This is a genomic window from Serratia sp. CY32780, from assembly GCF_052169135.1.
In the GTDB taxonomy this organism is placed as follows: domain Bacteria; phylum Pseudomonadota; class Gammaproteobacteria; order Enterobacterales; family Enterobacteriaceae; genus Serratia; species Serratia sarumanii.
The window spans coordinates 872,017-888,739 of record NZ_JBJNLI010000001.1; the positions used below are offsets into that span (position 1 = coordinate 872,017).

General features: G+C 56.4%; 11 protein-coding genes and 1 pseudogene. 8 read left to right on the forward strand and 4 right to left on the reverse strand.

The annotated features are described in order from the left end of the window. Positions 1-244: 244 nt before the first annotated feature. From pflB to ycaO, 3 genes are all read right to left on the reverse strand, one after another. On the reverse strand, positions 245-2,527 hold the full coding sequence (gene pflB / locus ACJ8HH_RS04280; protein WP_004928286.1) for a formate C-acetyltransferase: 2,283 nt from the start codon (positions 2,525-2,527) through the stop codon (positions 245-247). Between the two features lie 54 nt (positions 2,528-2,581). Next, a complete protein-coding gene (gene focA, locus ACJ8HH_RS04285) occupies positions 2,582-3,442 on the reverse strand; it encodes a formate transporter FocA (protein ID WP_019454548.1) in 861 nt (286 codons plus the stop codon). Between the two features lie 461 nt (positions 3,443-3,903). Next, a complete protein-coding gene (ycaO, locus tag ACJ8HH_RS04290) occupies positions 3,904-5,667 on the reverse strand; it encodes a 30S ribosomal protein S12 methylthiotransferase accessory factor YcaO (RefSeq protein WP_039566710.1) in 1,764 nt (587 codons plus the stop codon). An 801-nt stretch (positions 5,668-6,468) separates the two neighbouring features. Here ycaO and ACJ8HH_RS04295 point away from each other — a divergent pair. After that, a complete protein-coding gene (locus tag ACJ8HH_RS04295) occupies positions 6,469-6,798 on the forward strand; it encodes a hypothetical protein (protein ID WP_071883793.1) in 330 nt (109 codons plus the stop codon). A 109-nt stretch (positions 6,799-6,907) separates the two neighbouring features. Here the strand turns inward: ACJ8HH_RS04295 and ACJ8HH_RS04300 are convergent. Then, positions 6,908-7,053, reverse strand: a pseudogene (locus tag ACJ8HH_RS04300) (site-specific integrase); the annotation flags it as partial. A 99-nt stretch (positions 7,054-7,152) separates the two neighbouring features. Between ACJ8HH_RS04300 and ansB the strand changes: the two are divergent. From ansB to ACJ8HH_RS04335, 7 genes are all read left to right on the forward strand, one after another. Beyond that, positions 7,153-8,199, forward strand: coding sequence for an L-asparaginase 2 (gene ansB / locus ACJ8HH_RS04305; protein ID WP_043147148.1), 1,047 nt, complete (start codon positions 7,153-7,155; stop codon positions 8,197-8,199). 302 nt (positions 8,200-8,501) lie between these two features. After that, positions 8,502-9,587, forward strand: a complete 1,086-nt coding sequence (gene serC, locus ACJ8HH_RS04310; RefSeq protein ID WP_033637853.1) for a 3-phosphoserine/phosphohydroxythreonine transaminase — start codon at positions 8,502-8,504, stop codon at positions 9,585-9,587. A 114-nt stretch (positions 9,588-9,701) separates the two neighbouring features. Further along, positions 9,702-10,988, forward strand: coding sequence for a 3-phosphoshikimate 1-carboxyvinyltransferase (gene aroA / locus ACJ8HH_RS04315; RefSeq protein ID WP_033654246.1), 1,287 nt, complete (start codon positions 9,702-9,704; stop codon positions 10,986-10,988). Positions 10,989-11,247: 259 nt separating this feature from the next. After that, a complete protein-coding gene (gene cmk / locus ACJ8HH_RS04320) occupies positions 11,248-11,937 on the forward strand; it encodes a (d)CMP kinase (RefSeq protein ID WP_004928270.1) in 690 nt (229 codons plus the stop codon). A gap of 184 nt (positions 11,938-12,121) precedes the next feature. Next, entirely contained in the window at positions 12,122-13,795 is a 1,674-nt protein-coding gene (gene rpsA / locus ACJ8HH_RS04325; RefSeq protein ID WP_004928267.1) for a 30S ribosomal protein S1, read from the forward strand. Between the two features lie 62 nt (positions 13,796-13,857). Then, on the forward strand, positions 13,858-14,142 hold the full coding sequence (gene ihfB, locus ACJ8HH_RS04330) for an integration host factor subunit beta (RefSeq protein ID WP_004928264.1): 285 nt from the start codon (positions 13,858-13,860) through the stop codon (positions 14,140-14,142). A 276-nt stretch (positions 14,143-14,418) separates the two neighbouring features. Beyond that, positions 14,419-16,689, forward strand: a complete 2,271-nt coding sequence (locus tag ACJ8HH_RS04335; RefSeq protein ID WP_080377022.1) for a ComEC family protein — start codon at positions 14,419-14,421, stop codon at positions 16,687-16,689. Positions 16,690-16,723 lie beyond the last annotated feature (34 nt).

Here is a 16,723-nt window from a genome sequence, read left to right on the forward strand (position 1 = left end):
GTCTAAAAATAGGCGCGTGGCCGCCGGCCAGGTATCTGCGATGCAGCAGCGGGTGGAACCGCCACCGGGGTAATGATGCCTGTCGGCCGGTCAGTTGCCGGATAACTGTTTTGCCGGCTATCCATTCAGTATAGATGTCCGGCAAAACAGACTCGTACAGAGTCAGGGGAGAGCGGTGGGAGAAAAGGGCCGGCAAAACCGGCCCCTGCGTTGGTGCCGAGCAGTTTCCCGCCCGGCCGGCGTATTACATCGTTTGAGTGAAGGTACGAGTAATCACGTCCTGCTGCTGCTCTTTGGTCAGCGAGTTGAAGCGCACGGCGTAACCGGAAACGCGGATGGTCAGCTGAGGGTATTTCTCAGGGTTTTCCATCGCGTCCAGCAGCATTTCGCGGTTCATCACGTTGACGTTCAGGTGCTGGCCGCCTTCGATGGAGGCTTCATGGTGGAAGTAACCATCCATCAGGCCCGCCAGGTTGGCTTTACGCACGTCGTCGTCTTTACCCAGCGCGTTAGGCACGATGGAGAAGGTGTAGGAGATCCCGTCTTTCGCGTAGGCAAACGGCAGTTTGGCTACCGAGGTCAGGGAGGCTACTGCGCCTTTCTGGTCGCGGCCGTGCATCGGGTTGGCACCTGGGCCGAACGGTGCGCCTGCGCGGCGGCCATCCGGGGTGTTACCGGTTTTCTTACCGTACACCACGTTGGAGGTGATGGTCAGTACGGACTGGGTCGGTACCGCATTGCGGTAGGTGCGCAGTTTCTGAATTTTCTTCATGAAACGTTCCACCAGGTCGCAGGCGATGTCATCGACGCGGGCGTCGTTGTTACCGAACTGCGGATACTCGCCTTCCACTTTGAAGTCGATGGCCAGGCCGTCTTCGTCGCGAATGGTGGTGACTTTCGCGTACTTGATGGCAGACAGGGAGTCGGCCGCCACGGACAGGCCGGCGATGCCGCAAGCCATGGTGCGATAAACGTCACGGTCATGCAGTGCCATCAGCGCAGCTTCGTAGCTGTACTTGTCGTGCATGTAGTGAATGATGTTCAGCGCGGTCACGTACTGCTTGGCCAGCCAATCCATAAAGTGGTCCATGCGCGCCATGACTTTGTCATAGTCCAGCACTTCGTCCATCATCGGCGCTTCTTTAGGGCCGACCTGCATTTTCAGTTTTTCGTCAACGCCGCCGTTGATGGCGTACAGCATGGTTTTCGCCAGGTTGGCGCGGGCACCGAAGAACTGCATTTGTTTGCCGACGATCATCGGGCTGACGCAGCAAGCGATGGCGTAGTCATCGTTGTTGAAGTCAGGGCGCATCAGGTCGTCGTTTTCGTACTGAACGGAAGAGGTGTCGATGGACACTTTCGCCGCGAATTTCTTGAAGTTCAGCGGCAGCTTCTCAGACCACAGGATGGTCATGTTCGGCTCCGGAGACGGCCCCATGGTGTACAGGGTGTTCAGGAAGCGGAAGCTGTTTTTGGTGACCAGGGTGCGGCCGTCAACGCCCATACCGGCCAGGGATTCCGTTGCCCAGATTGGGTCGCCGGAGAACAGCTCATCGTACTCAGGGGTACGCAGGAAGCGCACCATACGCAGTTTCATCACCAGGTGGTCGATCAGTTCCTGCGCTTGTTCTTCGGTCAGTTTGCCCGCCTTGATGTCGCGCTCGATGAACACGTCGAGGAAGGTGGACACGCGGCCGAAGGACATGGCTGCGCCGTTCTGGGATTTCACCGCGGCCAGGTAGCCGAAGTAGGTCCACTGCACCGCTTCTTGCGCGCTGGTGGCCGGGCCGGAGATGTCGTAGCCGTATTTGGCGGCCATCTCTTTGATCTGAGCCAGAGCGCGGTGCTGTTCAGCGATCTCTTCGCGCAGCTGGATGGTCATTTCCAGATCTTCACCGTTTTCCAGTTTTTCCTGCAGCGATTTGAACTGGTTCAGCTTGTCGGCCATCAGGAAGTCGATACCGTACAGCGCCACGCGGCGGTAGTCGCCGATGATGCGGCCGCGGCCGTAGGCGTCCGGCAGGCCGGTCAGCACGCCGGATTTACGGCAGTTCAGGATGTCTTTGGTGTAAACGTCGAATACGCCCTGGTTGTGGGTTTTACGGTATTCGGTGAACACTTTTTTCAGCTGCGGATCCAGCTCGCGGCCGTACACTTTGCACGAACCTTCGACCATTTTGATGCCGCCGAACGGGATCAGCGCGCGTTTCAGAGGGGCGTCGGTCTGCAGACCCACGATGGTTTCCAGCTCTTTGGCGATGTAACCCGCGTCGTGAGAAACGATGGTTGAAGCAACGTTGGTGTCGAAATCAACCGGCGCGTGAGTGCGGTTTTCCAGTTTGATCCCTTCCATAACCTTGTCCCACAAGGTGGTGGTGGCCTGAGTTGCCCCAGCCAGGAAGGACTCGTCACCTTCATAAGGCGTGTAGTTTTTCTGGATGAAGTCACGAACGTTGACTTCATTCTGCCAGTCACCCTTGCTGAAACCTTCCCAAGCGTTGGCTAATTTCTCGTTAAGTTCGGTCATTGTACACCTACCTTTGATTGTGGATTTCTAACTCTGCGCGCGGTAACTCACAGCTTAGTGCTGTTCGCGGCCCCCGCGCAGATAAATTACCCAGTAAGTCAACCCAACCAGCAGACCGCCACCGATGATGTTGCCGATGGTGACCGGAATCAGGTTGTCGATGATGAAGTTGCTTACTGTCAGATGAGCGAATTGCTCAGGTACCGCCCCTACGGCTTGCCAGAATTCCGGCGTGGCGAAGTGTTTGACCACGATGCCCATAGGGATCATAAACATGTTGGCGATGCTGTGCTCGAAGCCGCTGGCGACAAACATCCCGACCGGCAGCACCATGGCGAGCATCTTGTCGGTCAGGGTGCGGCCGGAGTAGCTCATCCAGACCGCCAGGCAGACCATCAGGTTAGCCAGAATGCCGAGGCACACGGCTTCGATAAAGGTGTGATGCAGCTTGTGGTCTGCGGTTTGCAGGACATTCAGCCCCCACTGGCCGTTGGCGACCATATACTCGCCGGAGAACCAGATCAGCGCCACGAAGAACAGCGCGCCGACCAGATTGCCGAGATAAACGTTCAGCCAGTTGGCGCCCAGCTGGCCCCAGCTGATGCGGCCGCTGGCCTTGGCGATGACGATGAGCACGGTAGAGGTGAACAGGTCGGCGCCCGACACCACCACCAGCATTAACCCGAGAGAGAAGCAGATGCCGCCGACCAGTTTCGCCAGCCCGAAAGGCACGCCGGCGGTGCCGGTGGTCGCCGTGATGTAGAAGACGAAGGCGATGGAAATGAAGACACCGGCGGTGATCGCCAAATAAAACGTTTTCAGCGGATGTTTGGTGGCTTTATACACGCCGGCATCTTCAGCGATTTTCGCCGTTGCCGCAGGTAAAATCAGATCGAAGGGGCTGTCAGTTTTCAAACTAACTCTCGCTCTTAAGGGTTAAAACAACGCAATGAGATACTAGCAAAGCAGTATAGGGGAAAATTTGATTTGGATCATAAGGCGGGGAAGTAGAGCGGCAAAATGACGTGTTTTTTGTGTGGTTTTTGTGGTTAATTTATTGATTTTTAAGATAAAACAATTTTTTAATGTTTGCAAATTTTTTTGAATGTGCAGGGTGGGCCGCAGGCGCTAAAGTTAAATTTTTAGGCGTTTTGTCGCCGCGCAGCGCTGAAAGTTTAATTATCGGTTAATTATTATTTCACCGTCCGGCAACAATTGACGGTTTATTTATTTTTATGGTCGTTTAACCGCCAATTTTCCGGCGAGAAAATAAAACCGCATGCGTTGAAATACACCTCAAAAATGAAAACGCCGCAGCGAAGTGCGGCGTTTGGCAGCAGGGGTACTCCCAAAGTGGCAGTATCCCCTGATGATGCTTAGGCCTTGGCCCAGTGGCGGCGCTTGGCCACCTGCAGCTTCTCGTAGGCCGCCAGCAGTGCCTGATGGGCCGGCAACGCCTTCAGATCGGCATCGACGGCGAACAGCCCGTTGAAGCGCTCTTCACCGCTGATGGCGGCGGAGGCGGCGTTGACCGCTTCCTGGCCGTACATTTTCACGAACGCGGTATAGTATTGCGCCGCTTCGCGTTCAGGCTCCTGCGCCAGCAGCAACAGCGTTTGCAGGCAACGGTAGTAGTTGCTGCGCGCCGGGCTCAGCACCGAGGCGTTGAAGTCCTGCGTCCATTCGGTCCAGATCAGTGCCTGATCCAGATCGCCGCCCGCCAGCGCCAGCATCGCCTTCAGCTCGCCCACGCGCAGGGTATGCCAGGCGTTGTCTTTGCCGCTGGCAATGCCCAGCAGTTCGCGTACGCGGGTGAAATCGTCCAGCCCTTCGTCGTCCAACTGCTCGATCAGCGCCAGGTATTCTTCCGGCTCCCACTCGCTGCCCGGCAGCGCCAGCAGCGTGTCGCGCAGGTGCGCGCCCATGCTGTTGTTGGCCAGCAGCAGGTCTTCCGCCGGATAAATGTCGGACATGCCCGGCACGATGATGCGGCAAGCGTAGACGCCCAGGTGCTCGTAGTCGGCGATGTACACTTCCGCGTCTTCCTTGTCGAAGATGCTCATCAGGGTGGCGAACTCTTCCTGCGTGCTGCCGCTGAAGTTCCAGTCAACGAACGGGTAATCCGCGTCCTGTTTGAACAGATCCCAGGAGATCAGGCCGCTGGAGTCGATGAAGTGCGTTTCCAGGTTGGTGTGTTCCGCCACTTCTTCGTCATCGAAGGTCGGCGCGGTGAACACGTCGAGATCTTTCAGGCTGCGGCCCTGCAGCAGTTCGGTCACCGTGCGTTCCAGCGCCACGCCGAAGTCCGGGTGCGCGCCGAACGAGGCGAAGCAGGTGCCGTTGGTCGGGTTGAACAGCACCACGCAGATCACCGGGTAGTTGCCGCCCAGCGAGGCGTCATAGGAGAGGATCGGGAAACCTTCCTCTTCCAGTTTGGCGATGGCTTCCACCACGCCCGGGTAGCGGTTCAGCACTTCGTCCGGGATCGCCGGCAGGCTGATGGATTCGGCGATGATGCGGTTTTTCACATAGCGCTCGAACACTTCCGACAGGCCCTGCACGCGCGCTTCGTTGGCGGTGTTGCCGGCGGACATGCCGTTGGAAACATACAGGTTGCCGATGATGTTCATCGGGATGTACACGGTTTGCTGATCGGACTGGCGGGTAAACGGCAGCGCGCACACGCCGCGATCGGCGTTGCCGGACTGCAGATCGACAAGATCGCTGGCGCTCAGCTCTTGCTGCGGATCGTAGAAGGCGTGCAGGCGTTCGTCGAGGATGCCGGCCGGCAGCGCGTCGTCTTCAGGGATCGGGAACCATTTCTCATTCGGGTAGTGCACGAAGTCGCCTTCGGCGATCTGCCGGCCCAGATAGAAATCGGCGAAGAAGTAGTTGGTGGACAGGCGCTCGAAATATTCACCCAGCGCGGAGGCCAGCGCGGCTTTTTTGCTGGCGCCTTTGCCGTTGGTGAAGCACAGCGGGCAATCGCGATCGCGAATGTGCACCGACCACACGTGCGGCACCGGGTTCAGCCAGGAGGCTTCTTCGATGTTGAAACCGAGATCGCTCAGTTTCTGCTGGAAACGGGCGATGGAGTCTTCCAGGGCGGCGTCTTTACCGGGGATAAAAGTTTGCGTCATTGTCTTCATTTCATGTTTTCATGTTGACAGGTGTTTTTGTTTTACCTTTAATTTTCAAAATTTTGATTGAAAATTAGGCTGTATATTGTTCCGGTGTTTTTTGACGTTTTCTCATTCTTGCAGCAAAACGCGGGGTACGTGGTGGGGCCGAACTGAACACCAAAACAGCCTGCCATGAAGATGGCGTTACCCTGAGGGTTACCTCAACCTTGAGGGATATCTTCTCACACGTGAGAGAAAAAAGGGTAGGTTCAGTCGGTTCAGTCGGTTCAATATTTATATATAAATGATTTATATGGCTATCCTTCTGTTTTTTGAACCGACCTCACAGCAACGAGATGCAGAAACATCAAGCGAGAGGCTGCGCATCGTCTTGGTGGCGTGACACCATGAATCCATAGGTTAAAAGCTCTTGACATTCACCGGGAAAATGAGAATGATAATCAAACTCATTTGCCTGGGTTGTAAAACTGCCGCTCCCTCAGAACCATAAATATAGCTTTAGTCATGGGCGAATGGGAAATACAGATTAAATGATTTGCATTTTTAGTTTTCTCATTAATTATCATGGTTAGGGGAGATGACAGTTATAGAGGTATAAAATGAAATTTTCATTAGATAGTGCTTTTTATAAACGATGGTTAAGAAATTCGTTATATATTTTTTCAATATTCAGTGTTGTAAATTATATTAGTGAAGGTGTTCATGATGGAAGTTATTTCTTTATCGTGATTTTTGGCATTTGTTTTATTGTGGGCTTTGTTTTTTCATTGTTTAACTTAAATTTACAGGAACGTAAAGATGAAAGAACTTAATTTGAGTGAAATTAATCGAGTTACAGGTGCGGGCGGTGAACAAATAGCTCAACTGGCCGGCACTGTCGCCGGTACTTGGCTCGGTGGCGGTAATCCCTATGCTGGGGCCCTCGGCGGGTATGCGGCCGGAGAAATTTACAATGGAATTCAGAACGGCTATCAAACGGCTCCAAATATAGATGTAGGTATCGGGTCTTACAATGCTAACTTTAATTCTGACTTAGGCGCTAGCGGTAGTTTTTCTGTTGCAGATGTGCAAGCCATGGGATGGTGTAATTTTAATATGACTTATTTCTCTAGCTCTAGCGGTTGTTAAATGTCAATCGTTAAGCAGGCATTTTTCAATGCCTGCAATTCGATTTTTCGATTGATAATATTTTTGTGTGTTCTGGTTGACTAACGTATAGCAATTAAATCAATCCACTCTACAATTTCTCATTCAGCGATTGAGGGTATAACTCAGTGTATACCTGGCAAAGCAGATTCAAGTTGCGATGGCCGGTGGCCTGGGCGACACCTTCTCAATGCTAAACCCCACCTCAAATAGCCTGCTGCCCGCATCACGGCGCAGATACGGGGTTTTGCGTCATTCCTAAAGCGGCGGCAAAGTCACAGTTTTTTTAAGGATAGGCGCCATAATTCAGCGAGTTATCTGTCACGGAGAAATCTAATGAAATCAGTGAAACTCAGCGCGTTAACCCTCTTGTTGACCGGCGTCAGCGCCTCGGCGCTGGCGCTGCCCAACATCACCCTGCTGGCGACCGGCGGCACTATCGCCGGCGGCGGTGAGTCGGCGACGAAATCCAACTATACCGCAGGCAAGCTGGGCGTCGAGGCGTTGGTCGATGCGGTGCCGGCGCTGAAAGATATCGCCAACGTGCAGGGGGAGCAGGTGGTGAACATCGGCTCGCAGGACATGAACGATCAGGTCTGGCTGACGCTGGCGAAGAAAATTGACGCCGACTGCGGCAAGACCGACGGCTTCGTCATCACCCACGGCACCGATACGCTGGAGGAGACGGCCTATTTCCTCGATTTGACGGTGAAATGCGACAAGCCGGTGGTGCTGGTGGGGGCGATGCGGCCGGCGACGGCGATGAGCGCCGACGGCCCGTTCAATTTGTACAACGCGGTGGTGACGGCGGCGGATCCGCAATCGGCCAACCGCGGGGTGCTGGTGGCGATGAACGACACCGTGCTGGATGCGCGCGACGTCACCAAGACCAACACCACCGCCGTGCAGACCTTCCAGTCGCCGAACTACGGCCCGCTGGGCTATATCCACAACGGCAAGATCGATTACCAGCGCTCGCCGCAGCGTAAGCATACCCGGGATACGCCGTTCGACGTCAGCAAGCTGAACGAATTGCCGAAGGTCGGCATCATCTACAACTATGCCAATGCCTCCGATGCGCCGGCCAAGGCGCTGATCGCCGAAGGCTACCAGGGCATCGTCAGCGCCGGGGTCGGCAACGGCAACCTGTATAAAACCGTGTTCGACACCCTGGCGACGGCGGCGCACAATGGTGTGGCGGTGGTGCGCTCATCGCGCGTGCCGACCGGCGCCACCACCGAAGATGCGGAAGTGGACGACGCCAAGTACGGCTTTGTGGCCGCCGGCACGCTGAATCCGCAAAAAGCGCGCATACTGCTGCAGCTGGCGCTGACGCAAACCAAAGACGCGAAGCAGATCCAGCAGATGTTCAATCAGTACTGATCGTTTTCTCTCCTGCGGGGGCCGGCTGGGCTCTCGCAGCCATCTTGGCTGAATACAGCATAAAACACCGCGTTAACCCGCTGAATTTCCCCATGTCACAGGGTTTTATCGTCCAAACAATCGCGACGGCCGCAGAGCCTGTCATCACCCGGCGCGGCCGTTTGCCGCCGATGGGCGAATAAGCGTTGCAGCCATGGGGCGTGAGTGATAAAACCGATGGGTTGGTTAACGCGAGCGTTAACTTCGGGCGTCTTTTCGACAGGTCGCTTTTCTGCGGCGAACAGTGAATGTGGTGAGGGGAAATGACTCAGGTTTATAATTTTAGCTCTGGCCCGGCGATGCTGCCGGTGGAAGTGTTGCGTCGTGCGGAACAGGAACTGTGCAACTGGCACGGGCTGGGCACGTCAGTGATGGAGATCAGTCACCGCAGCAAAGAATTCATCGCCGTTGCCGAGCAGGCGGAACAGGATCTGCGCGATCTGCTGAAAGTCCCCTCCAACTATAAAGTGCTGTTTTGCCACGGCGGCGCCCGCGCGCAGTTCGCGGCGCTGCCGCTGAACCTGCTGGGCGACAAGGCCACCGCCGACTATATCGACGGCGGCTATTGGGCGCACAGCGCCATCAAGGAAGCGGAAAAGTATTGCGCCCCGAACGTCATCGACGTGAAAACACGCATCGACGGCCTGAGCGGCATCAAGCCGATGAAAGAGTGGCAGCTCAGCGACGACGCGGCTTACGTGCACTATTGCCCGAATGAGACCATCGACGGCGTGGCCATCGATGAAACGCCGGACTTCGGCGACAAGGTGGTGATCGGCGATTACTCCTCGACCATTCTGTCCCGCCCGCTCGACGTCAGCCGCTTCGGCGTGATTTACGCCGGCGCGCAGAAAAATATCGGCCCGGCCGGCCTGACTCTGGTGATCGTGCGCGACGATCTTTTGGGCAAGGCGCGCAAAGAAGTGCCGTCGATCCTCGATTACACCGTGCTGGCCGAGAACGACTCGATGTTCAACACCCCGCCGACCTTCGCCTGGTACCTGTCCGGGCTGGTGTTCAAATGGCTGAAAGAGCAGGGCGGCCTGGTGGAGATGCAAAAACGCAATCAGGCCAAGGCCGAGCTGCTGTACGCGACCATCGATAAATCCGACTTCTACCGCAGCCAGGTGGCGATCGCCAACCGTTCGTGGATGAACGTGCCGTTCCAACTGGCCGATGCGGCGCTGGACAAGGTGTTCCTCAGTGAAGCCGAGGCCATCGGCCTGCAGGCGCTGAAAGGCCACCGGGTAGTTGGCGGCATGCGCGCTTCTATTTACAATGCCATGCCGCTGGCCGGCGTGCAGGCGCTGACCGATTTCATGGCCGACTTCGAACGTCGTCACGGTTGATTCCGTCAGCCCGCCAGGCGCGGGCTGCCTCAGGCTGTTGTCCTTTTGCATTAAAGCGGCTCCGGCATTATTCCGGAGCCGTTTCGTTTATCAGAATTGGAGAGTTTTGTTCACATGGTGGATTCCCTGACGTTACAACCGGTCGCCCTGGTCAATGGCACCGTCAACTTACCCGGCTCGAAGAGCGTTTCTAACCGCGCTCTGCTGCTGGCGGCGCTGGCGAAAGGCACGACCCGGCTGACCAACCTGCTGGACAGCGACGACGTGCGTCATATGCTGAACGCGCTGCAGGCGTTGGGCGTGAACTACCAGCTTTCCGCCGATCGCACCCTGTGCGAAGTGACCGGCGTAGCCGGGCCGCTGGTGGCCGATCGGCCTCTGGAACTGTTCCTCGGCAATGCCGGGACGGCGATGCGCCCATTGGCGGCGGCGCTGTGCCTCGGCGAAGGCGACGTGGTGCTGACCGGTGAACCGCGCATGAAAGAGCGCCCGATCGGCCATCTGGTGGACGCGTTGCGCCAGGGCGGGGCGCAGATTGATTACCTCGAGCAGACCGATTACCCGCCGATCCGCCTGCGCGGCGGCTTCCAGGGTGGCGACGTCACCGTTGACGGCAGCGTCTCCAGCCAGTTCCTGACCGCGTTGCTGATGACTGCGCCGCTGGCGCCGCAGGATACGCAGATCCACATCAAGGGCGAGCTGGTTTCCAAGCCGTACATCGACATCACGCTGCATCTGATGCGCACCTTCGGCGTATCGGTGAGCCACGACAACTACCGGGTGTTCCATATCCAGGGGCGCCAGACGTATATCGCGCCGGGCGATTACCTGGTTGAGGGCGACGCGTCTTCCGCTTCTTACTTCCTGGCGGCGGCGGCTATCAAGGGCGGCACCGTGCGCGTGACCGGCATCGGCCGCAAAAGCGTGCAGGGCGACACCAGGTTTGCCGACGTGCTGGAGAAAATGGGCGCGCGCATTACCTGGGGCGACGATTTCATCGAGTGCAGCCGCGGTGAACTGCGCGGCATCGACATGGACATGAACCACATTCCGGACGCGGCGATGACCATCGCCACCGCGGCGCTGTTCGCCGAGGGGCCGACCACCATCCGCAATATCTACAACTGGCGGGTGAAGGAGACCGACCGTTTGGCGGCGATGGCCACCGAGCTGCGTAAAGTGGGGGCGGAAGTGGACGAAGGGGAAGACTACATTCACGTCGTGCCGCCGGCCAAACTGCAGTTTGCCGAGATTGGCACCTACAACGATCACCGCATGGCGATGTGTTTCTCGCTGGTGGCGCTGTCGGATACTCCGGTCACCATTCTCGATCCGAAATGCACCGCGAAAACCTTCCCGGACTATTTCGAACAGCTGGCGCGCATCAGCCAGCCGGCGTAACCCGTCAAATCGTTTATTTTAAGGCCCCTTTGTGGGCCTTTATCATTTTTAACCTTTGGCGACCGGCATTTCTTCTATACTTTTTCGCGGTTGTGCGCTTATTTTCAACAACCGGACAGTTCCAGGGTAACAGATCGCCGTAGGGCAGCGTATAATACGCCACCGTATTTGCCCCTGATTGGGCAGGTGACAGAGCGCACGGGCTTCGAGTCGAAGCACGCCGTGTCTCTGTGAGGTTTTCTACCTGAAGGAGAGAGAAATGACGGCTACAGCCCCGGTGATAACCGTTGATGGACCAAGTGGCGCAGGCAAAGGCACGCTGTGTAAAGCGTTGGCCGAGTCTCTGGGTTGGCGTTTGCTGGACTCCGGCGCGATCTATCGCGTGCTGGCGCTGGCAGCGTTGCATCATCAGGTGGATATCACTTCTGAGGAAGCGCTGGTTCCGCTGGCCGCACATCTCGATGTTCGCTTCGTTGCCCAGGACGGCAAGCTGCAGGTGATTTTGGAAGGTGAGGACGTCAGCAATGAGATCCGCACCGAAACCGTCGGCAACACCGCGTCGCAAGCGGCGGCGTTTCCGCGCGTGCGCGAGGCGCTGCTGCGCCGCCAGCGCGCATTCCGCGAGGCGCCCGGCCTGATTGCCGATGGCCGCGACATGGGCACGGTGGTGTTTCCGGACGCGCCGGTCAAGATTTTCCTCGACGCCAGCTCGGAGGAGCGCGCGCATCGCCGCATGCTGCAGTTGCAGGAGAAGGGCTTTAATGTTAACTTTGAACGTCTTTTAGCCGAGATAAAGGAACGGGACGACCGTGACCGTAATCGGCCTATCGCGCCTCTGGTGCCCGCTTCTGACGCCCTCGTGCTGGATTCTACCAGCATGTCGATCGAAGAAGTGATCCGGCAGGCGTTGACGTATGCACAGAAAGTGTTGGCGTTGCCGCAGCAATAAGCGCGGCGGCGCTATTGGCTTTTTGTCATATTTGTCATAGCGGTATCGCAATATATCGGGTAAAATTTTACCCCTGTAACCTTAAACCCTGTCGGCATGGAGCCAATGGCGGGGTATGTGAAACAACCCCATTCGGCGGGACGCTAAATGGACGTTAAACTAAAGAACCCTGAAGATTAACAACATGACTGAATCTTTCGCTCAACTCTTTGAAGAATCCTTAAAAGAAATCGAAACCCGCCCGGGTTCCATCGTTCGTGGCGTCGTTGTTGCTATCGACAAAGATATCGTACTGGTTGACGCCGGTCTGAAATCTGAGTCTGCCATCCCGGCTGAGCAATTCAAAAACGCCCAGGGCGAGCTGGAAATCCAGGTTGGTGACGAAGTTGACGTTGCTCTGGATGCTGTTGAAGACGGCTTCGGTGAAACCCTGCTGTCCCGTGAGAAAGCTAAGCGTCACGAAGCTTGGATCACGCTGGAAAAAGCTTACGAAGAAGCTGAGACTGTAACCGGTGTTATCAACGGCAAAGTGAAGGGTGGCTTCACCGTCGAGCTGAACGGCATCCGCGCGTTCCTGCCAGGTTCCCTGGTTGACGTGCGTCCGGTACGTGACACTCTGCACCTGGAAGGCAAAGAGCTTGAGTTCAAAGTCATCAAGCTGGATCAGAAGCGCAACAACGTTGTCGTTTCTCGCCGTGCGGTTATCGAATCCGAGAACAGCGCTGAGCGCGATCAACTGCTGGAAAACCTGCAGGAAGGCATGGAAGTTAAAGGTATCGTTAAGAACCTCACTGACTACGGTGCATTCGTTGATCTGGGCGGCGTAGACGGCCTGCTGCACATCACTGACATGGCTTGGAAACGCGTTAAGCACCCAAGCGAAATCGTCAACGTTGGCGATGAAATCACTGTTAAAGTGCTGAAGTTCGACCGCGAGCGTACTCGTGTATCCCTGGGCCTGAAACAGCTGGGCGAAGATCCATGGGTTGCTATCGCGAAACGTTACCCAGAAGGCACCAAGCTGACTGGTCGTGTAACCAACCTGACTGATTACGGCTGCTTCGTAGAAATCGAAGAAGGCGTTGAAGGTCTGGTACACGTTTCTGAAATGGATTGGACCAACAAAAACATCCATCCGTCCAAAGTTGTTAACGTGGGCGACGTAGTGGAAGTGATGGTTCTGGACATCGATGAAGAACGTCGTCGTATCTCCCTGGGCCTGAAGCAGTGCAAATCCAACCCATGGCAGCAGTTCGCAGAAACCCACAACAAGGGCGACCGCGTTGAAGGTAAAATCAAGTCTATCACTGACTTCGGTATCTTCATCGGCCTGGACGGCGGCATCGACGGCCTGGTTCACCTGTCTGACATCTCCTGGAACGTTGCAGGCGAAGAAGCAGTTCGTGAATACAAGAAAGGCGACGAAATCGCAGCGGTTGTTCTGCAAGTTGACGCAGAGCGCGAGCGTATCTCCCTGGGCGTGAAGCAGCTGGCTGAAGACCCGTTCAATAACTACCTGTCTATGAACAAGAAAGGTGCTATTGTTACTGGTAAAGTCACTGCAGTTGACGCCAAAGGTGCTACAGTTGAATTGGCAGGCGGCGTAGAAGGTTACCTGCGTGCATCTGAAGCCTCTCGCGACCGCATTGAAGATGCAACTCTGGTTCTGAACGTAGGTGACGAAGTTGAAGCCAAATTCACCGGCGTTGACCGTAAGAACCGCGTTGTAAGCCTGTCCGTACGTGCTAAGGACGAAGCTGACGAGAAAGACGCCATCGCAACTGTTAACAACAAACAGGAAGAAGGCAACTTCTCTAACGCAATGGCTGAAGCTTTCAAAGCGGCTAAAGGCGAGTAATGACGGGGGGCGGTCTCTGACCGCCCCGATACGGTAGTTTAGCTGCAAAGCTTGGAGGTACTATGACCAAGTCTGAACTTATTGAAAGACTTGCTGGCCAGCAATCTCATATTCCGGCGAAGGCCGTTGAGGATGCAGTGAAAGAGATGCTTGAGCACATGGCCGCAACGCTGGCCGAGGGCGAACGCATTGAGATCCGCGGATTCGGCAGTTTTTCTCTTCACTACCGTGCCCCGCGTGTAGGCCGCAACCCGAAAACCGGCGACAAAGTCGAGCTGGACGGCAAGTACGTTCCTCACTTCAAACCAGGCAAAGAGTTGCGTGACCGCGCCAATATCTATGGCTAGTCGCTGACTGCCCATAGCGTTGTTGCTTGTAAAGAATATAAAACGGTGCCTTTAAGGCGCCGTTTTTTTTCGCCTGCGATTCCCCGAGCTCTGCTTGTGAATTGCGTACCGCGCCGCATTTGCGGTGTGGCTGCTGCATAAGCCTCTCTTATCCTGCCGTGCTCGCCGCATCCTCACTAAAGCCCGCTGGCGGCGACATGTCGCTTGAATAATCCTGCTTGCTCTTCGTGATGCGTTTTTGCTCATGGTGAAGCCGATGGGAGAAGAGCGATCAAAATTTCGCTGGATCTGGCGATATTCGCCGTTATCTGCGGCATCTTGCCGCTGCTGCTTTTACCGCAGTTGCCAGAGCAATGGTTGCTGTGGCCGATGCTGCTGGTCGCCGGTTTACTGCTGCGCACCCGTTGGCCGTTCTGCCGTTATTTGGCCTGCCTGGGATTGGGATTCATATGGGCAGTTTTCAACGCCGGAAGCCTGCTCGGGCAAATGGATCGCTTAAGCCGCGTGCCGGAAGTGACGGCGGTGGTGCAGATAAGCAGCGTCGCACTGGAGCCTGCCGTCAGTAAGCAGACCCTGATGCGCATCGAGCGGGTCGACGGCCATTGGCTGGCGCCTGCGCTGGCGTTTACCACGACATGGGCTCCGAAAGAGCAACGGCTGTGTGCCGGGCAGCGTTGGCAATTGAAACTGCGCATGCGGCCGGTGCATGGCAAGCTCAATGAAGGAGGCTTCGACAGCCAACGTTGGGCGATCGCACAGCGCCAGCCGTTGACCGCTCAGGTCAGGCAGGCGCGCTTGCTGGAGGGGAATTGCGGCCTGCGCCAGCGCATTATCAGCCATGCTGAAGCCAACATTGGTGAATTGCGTTACAAGGCGGTGTTGCTGGCGTTGGCGTTTGGGGAAAGAACCGCGCTCGAACAGGCTTTGCGCACGCTGATGTTGAAAACCGGTATCGCTCATCTGATGGCCATATCGGGGTTACATGTTGCGATGGTCGCCATTTTGTTCTGGGCAGTGCTGCGCGCTCTGCAGTTTTTCCTCCCCGCCCATCTGATTGGTTATCGTTTTCCGTTGATCGCGGGCTGGGTGGCGACGCTGATCTATGTTTGGTTGGTGGGCGCCCAGCCGCCGGCGGTGCGTACCGCGTTGGCGATGACGCTGTGGATGCTGCTGCGTTTGCGCGGCGTGCATTGCTCTTCATGGCAAGTGTGGCTGTGGTGCATCGGGCTTATTTTGCTCTGTGATCCGTTGGCGGTCTTGTCAGACAGTTTCTGGTTGTCGGTACTGGCGGTGGGGTGCCTGATTTTTTGGTTCGAGTGGGCACCGCTCGGCGAGCGATTTCGTTCGGCGTGGTATTGGGCTCCGGTGCGCTGGCTGCATATTCAGCTAGGCATGACGTTGCTGCTGGTGCCGATGCAGGCCGCGCTGTTTCTGGGCCTGACGTTGACCTCGCTGCCGGCCAATCTCTGGGCGGTGCCCATCGTCTCATTGGTGACGGTGCCGTTGATTTTACTGGCGTTGATTTGCGGCATCTTCCCCTCGCTAAGTTACGGGCTTTGGTGGTTGGCGGATTTCACATTGGGATGGGTGTTTGTGCCGTTAAATTATCTGCAGCGCGGTTGGGTGGATTTGGGGGCCGCCTCGTTGCTTGCCAGCGCGTCGGGATGGCTTCTCGTTATCTGTTGGCGCTTTCATTGGTGGTGGCGCTATGCGCCTGGACTGGCAGCGATAGCCATATGCTGCGTGTTATGGCGAGGTAAAGCACCGGATTACCATTGGCGAGTCGACATGCTCGATGTCGGGCACGGCCTGGCGGTGGTGATCGAGCAAAACGGCAAGGGGATACTGTACGACACCGGCGATCGTTGGGCGACAGGCAGTGCCGCAGAACGGCATATATTGCCGATGCTGAACTGGCGGGGCATTGAGCTGGAGCAGATCATTATCAGCCATATTCATCTCGATCATATCGGCGGGCTCCCGACGATGCGGCGAGCGTTCCCGCAAGCTACCGTGCGCAGCCCGATACGCGGGGAAGGGCATTTACCCTGCATCGCCGGCGAGCGTTGGCGCTGGCAGTCGTTGCAATTCGAGGTGCTGTGGCCGCCGAAAATGCTCAAAAGGCCGGTTAATGACGACTCTTGCGTGATCCGTATCGACGACGGGAAATACAGTCTGCTGCTCACCGGCGATGCGGAAAAGAGGGCGGAGGCGCAGCTGCTCCGATTGCGGCGCGACCGCTTAATGGCCACGGTATTGCAGGTGGGGCACCATGGCAGCAAAACTTCCTCAACACCGCCTTTTTTGCGCGCGGTTAATCCCGAAGCTGCGCTGGCGTCCGCATCTCGTTACGGTAAATGGCGTTTGCCGGCGCGTAAAGTGGTCGCCCGATATCGGGCAAATGGCATTACATGGCACGATACGACGCGCTCCGGCCAGTTGTCGGTGCTTTTTTTCGACAACGATTGGCAAATTAAAGGCTTTCGCGAACAATTAATGCCCCGTTGGTACCATCAGCGGTTTGGCGTAGAGGGCGATAATGAGTAAAATAGGCCGCTATTTCTTCCGATGCTGGTATTTG

Coding starts and splice junctions, on each gene's coding strand:
- ycaO (WP_039566710.1), bottom strand. CDS start 5,667: ATGACGCAAACTTTTATCCCCGGTAAAGACGCCGCCCTGGAAGACTCC.
- ihfB (WP_004928264.1), top strand. CDS start 13,858: ATGACCAAGTCTGAACTTATTGAAAGACTTGCTGGCCAGCAATCTCAT.
- ansB (WP_043147148.1), top strand. CDS start 7,153: ATGAAATCAGTGAAACTCAGCGCGTTAACCCTCTTGTTGACCGGCGTC.
- aroA (WP_033654246.1), top strand. CDS start 9,702: ATGGTGGATTCCCTGACGTTACAACCGGTCGCCCTGGTCAATGGCACC.
- cmk (WP_004928270.1), top strand. CDS start 11,248: ATGACGGCTACAGCCCCGGTGATAACCGTTGATGGACCAAGTGGCGCA.
- ACJ8HH_RS04295 (WP_071883793.1), top strand. CDS start 6,469: ATGAAAGAACTTAATTTGAGTGAAATTAATCGAGTTACAGGTGCGGGC.
- rpsA (WP_004928267.1), top strand. CDS start 12,122: ATGACTGAATCTTTCGCTCAACTCTTTGAAGAATCCTTAAAAGAAATC.
- pflB (WP_004928286.1), bottom strand. CDS start 2,527: ATGACCGAACTTAACGAGAAATTAGCCAACGCTTGGGAAGGTTTCAGC.
- serC (WP_033637853.1), top strand. CDS start 8,502: ATGACTCAGGTTTATAATTTTAGCTCTGGCCCGGCGATGCTGCCGGTG.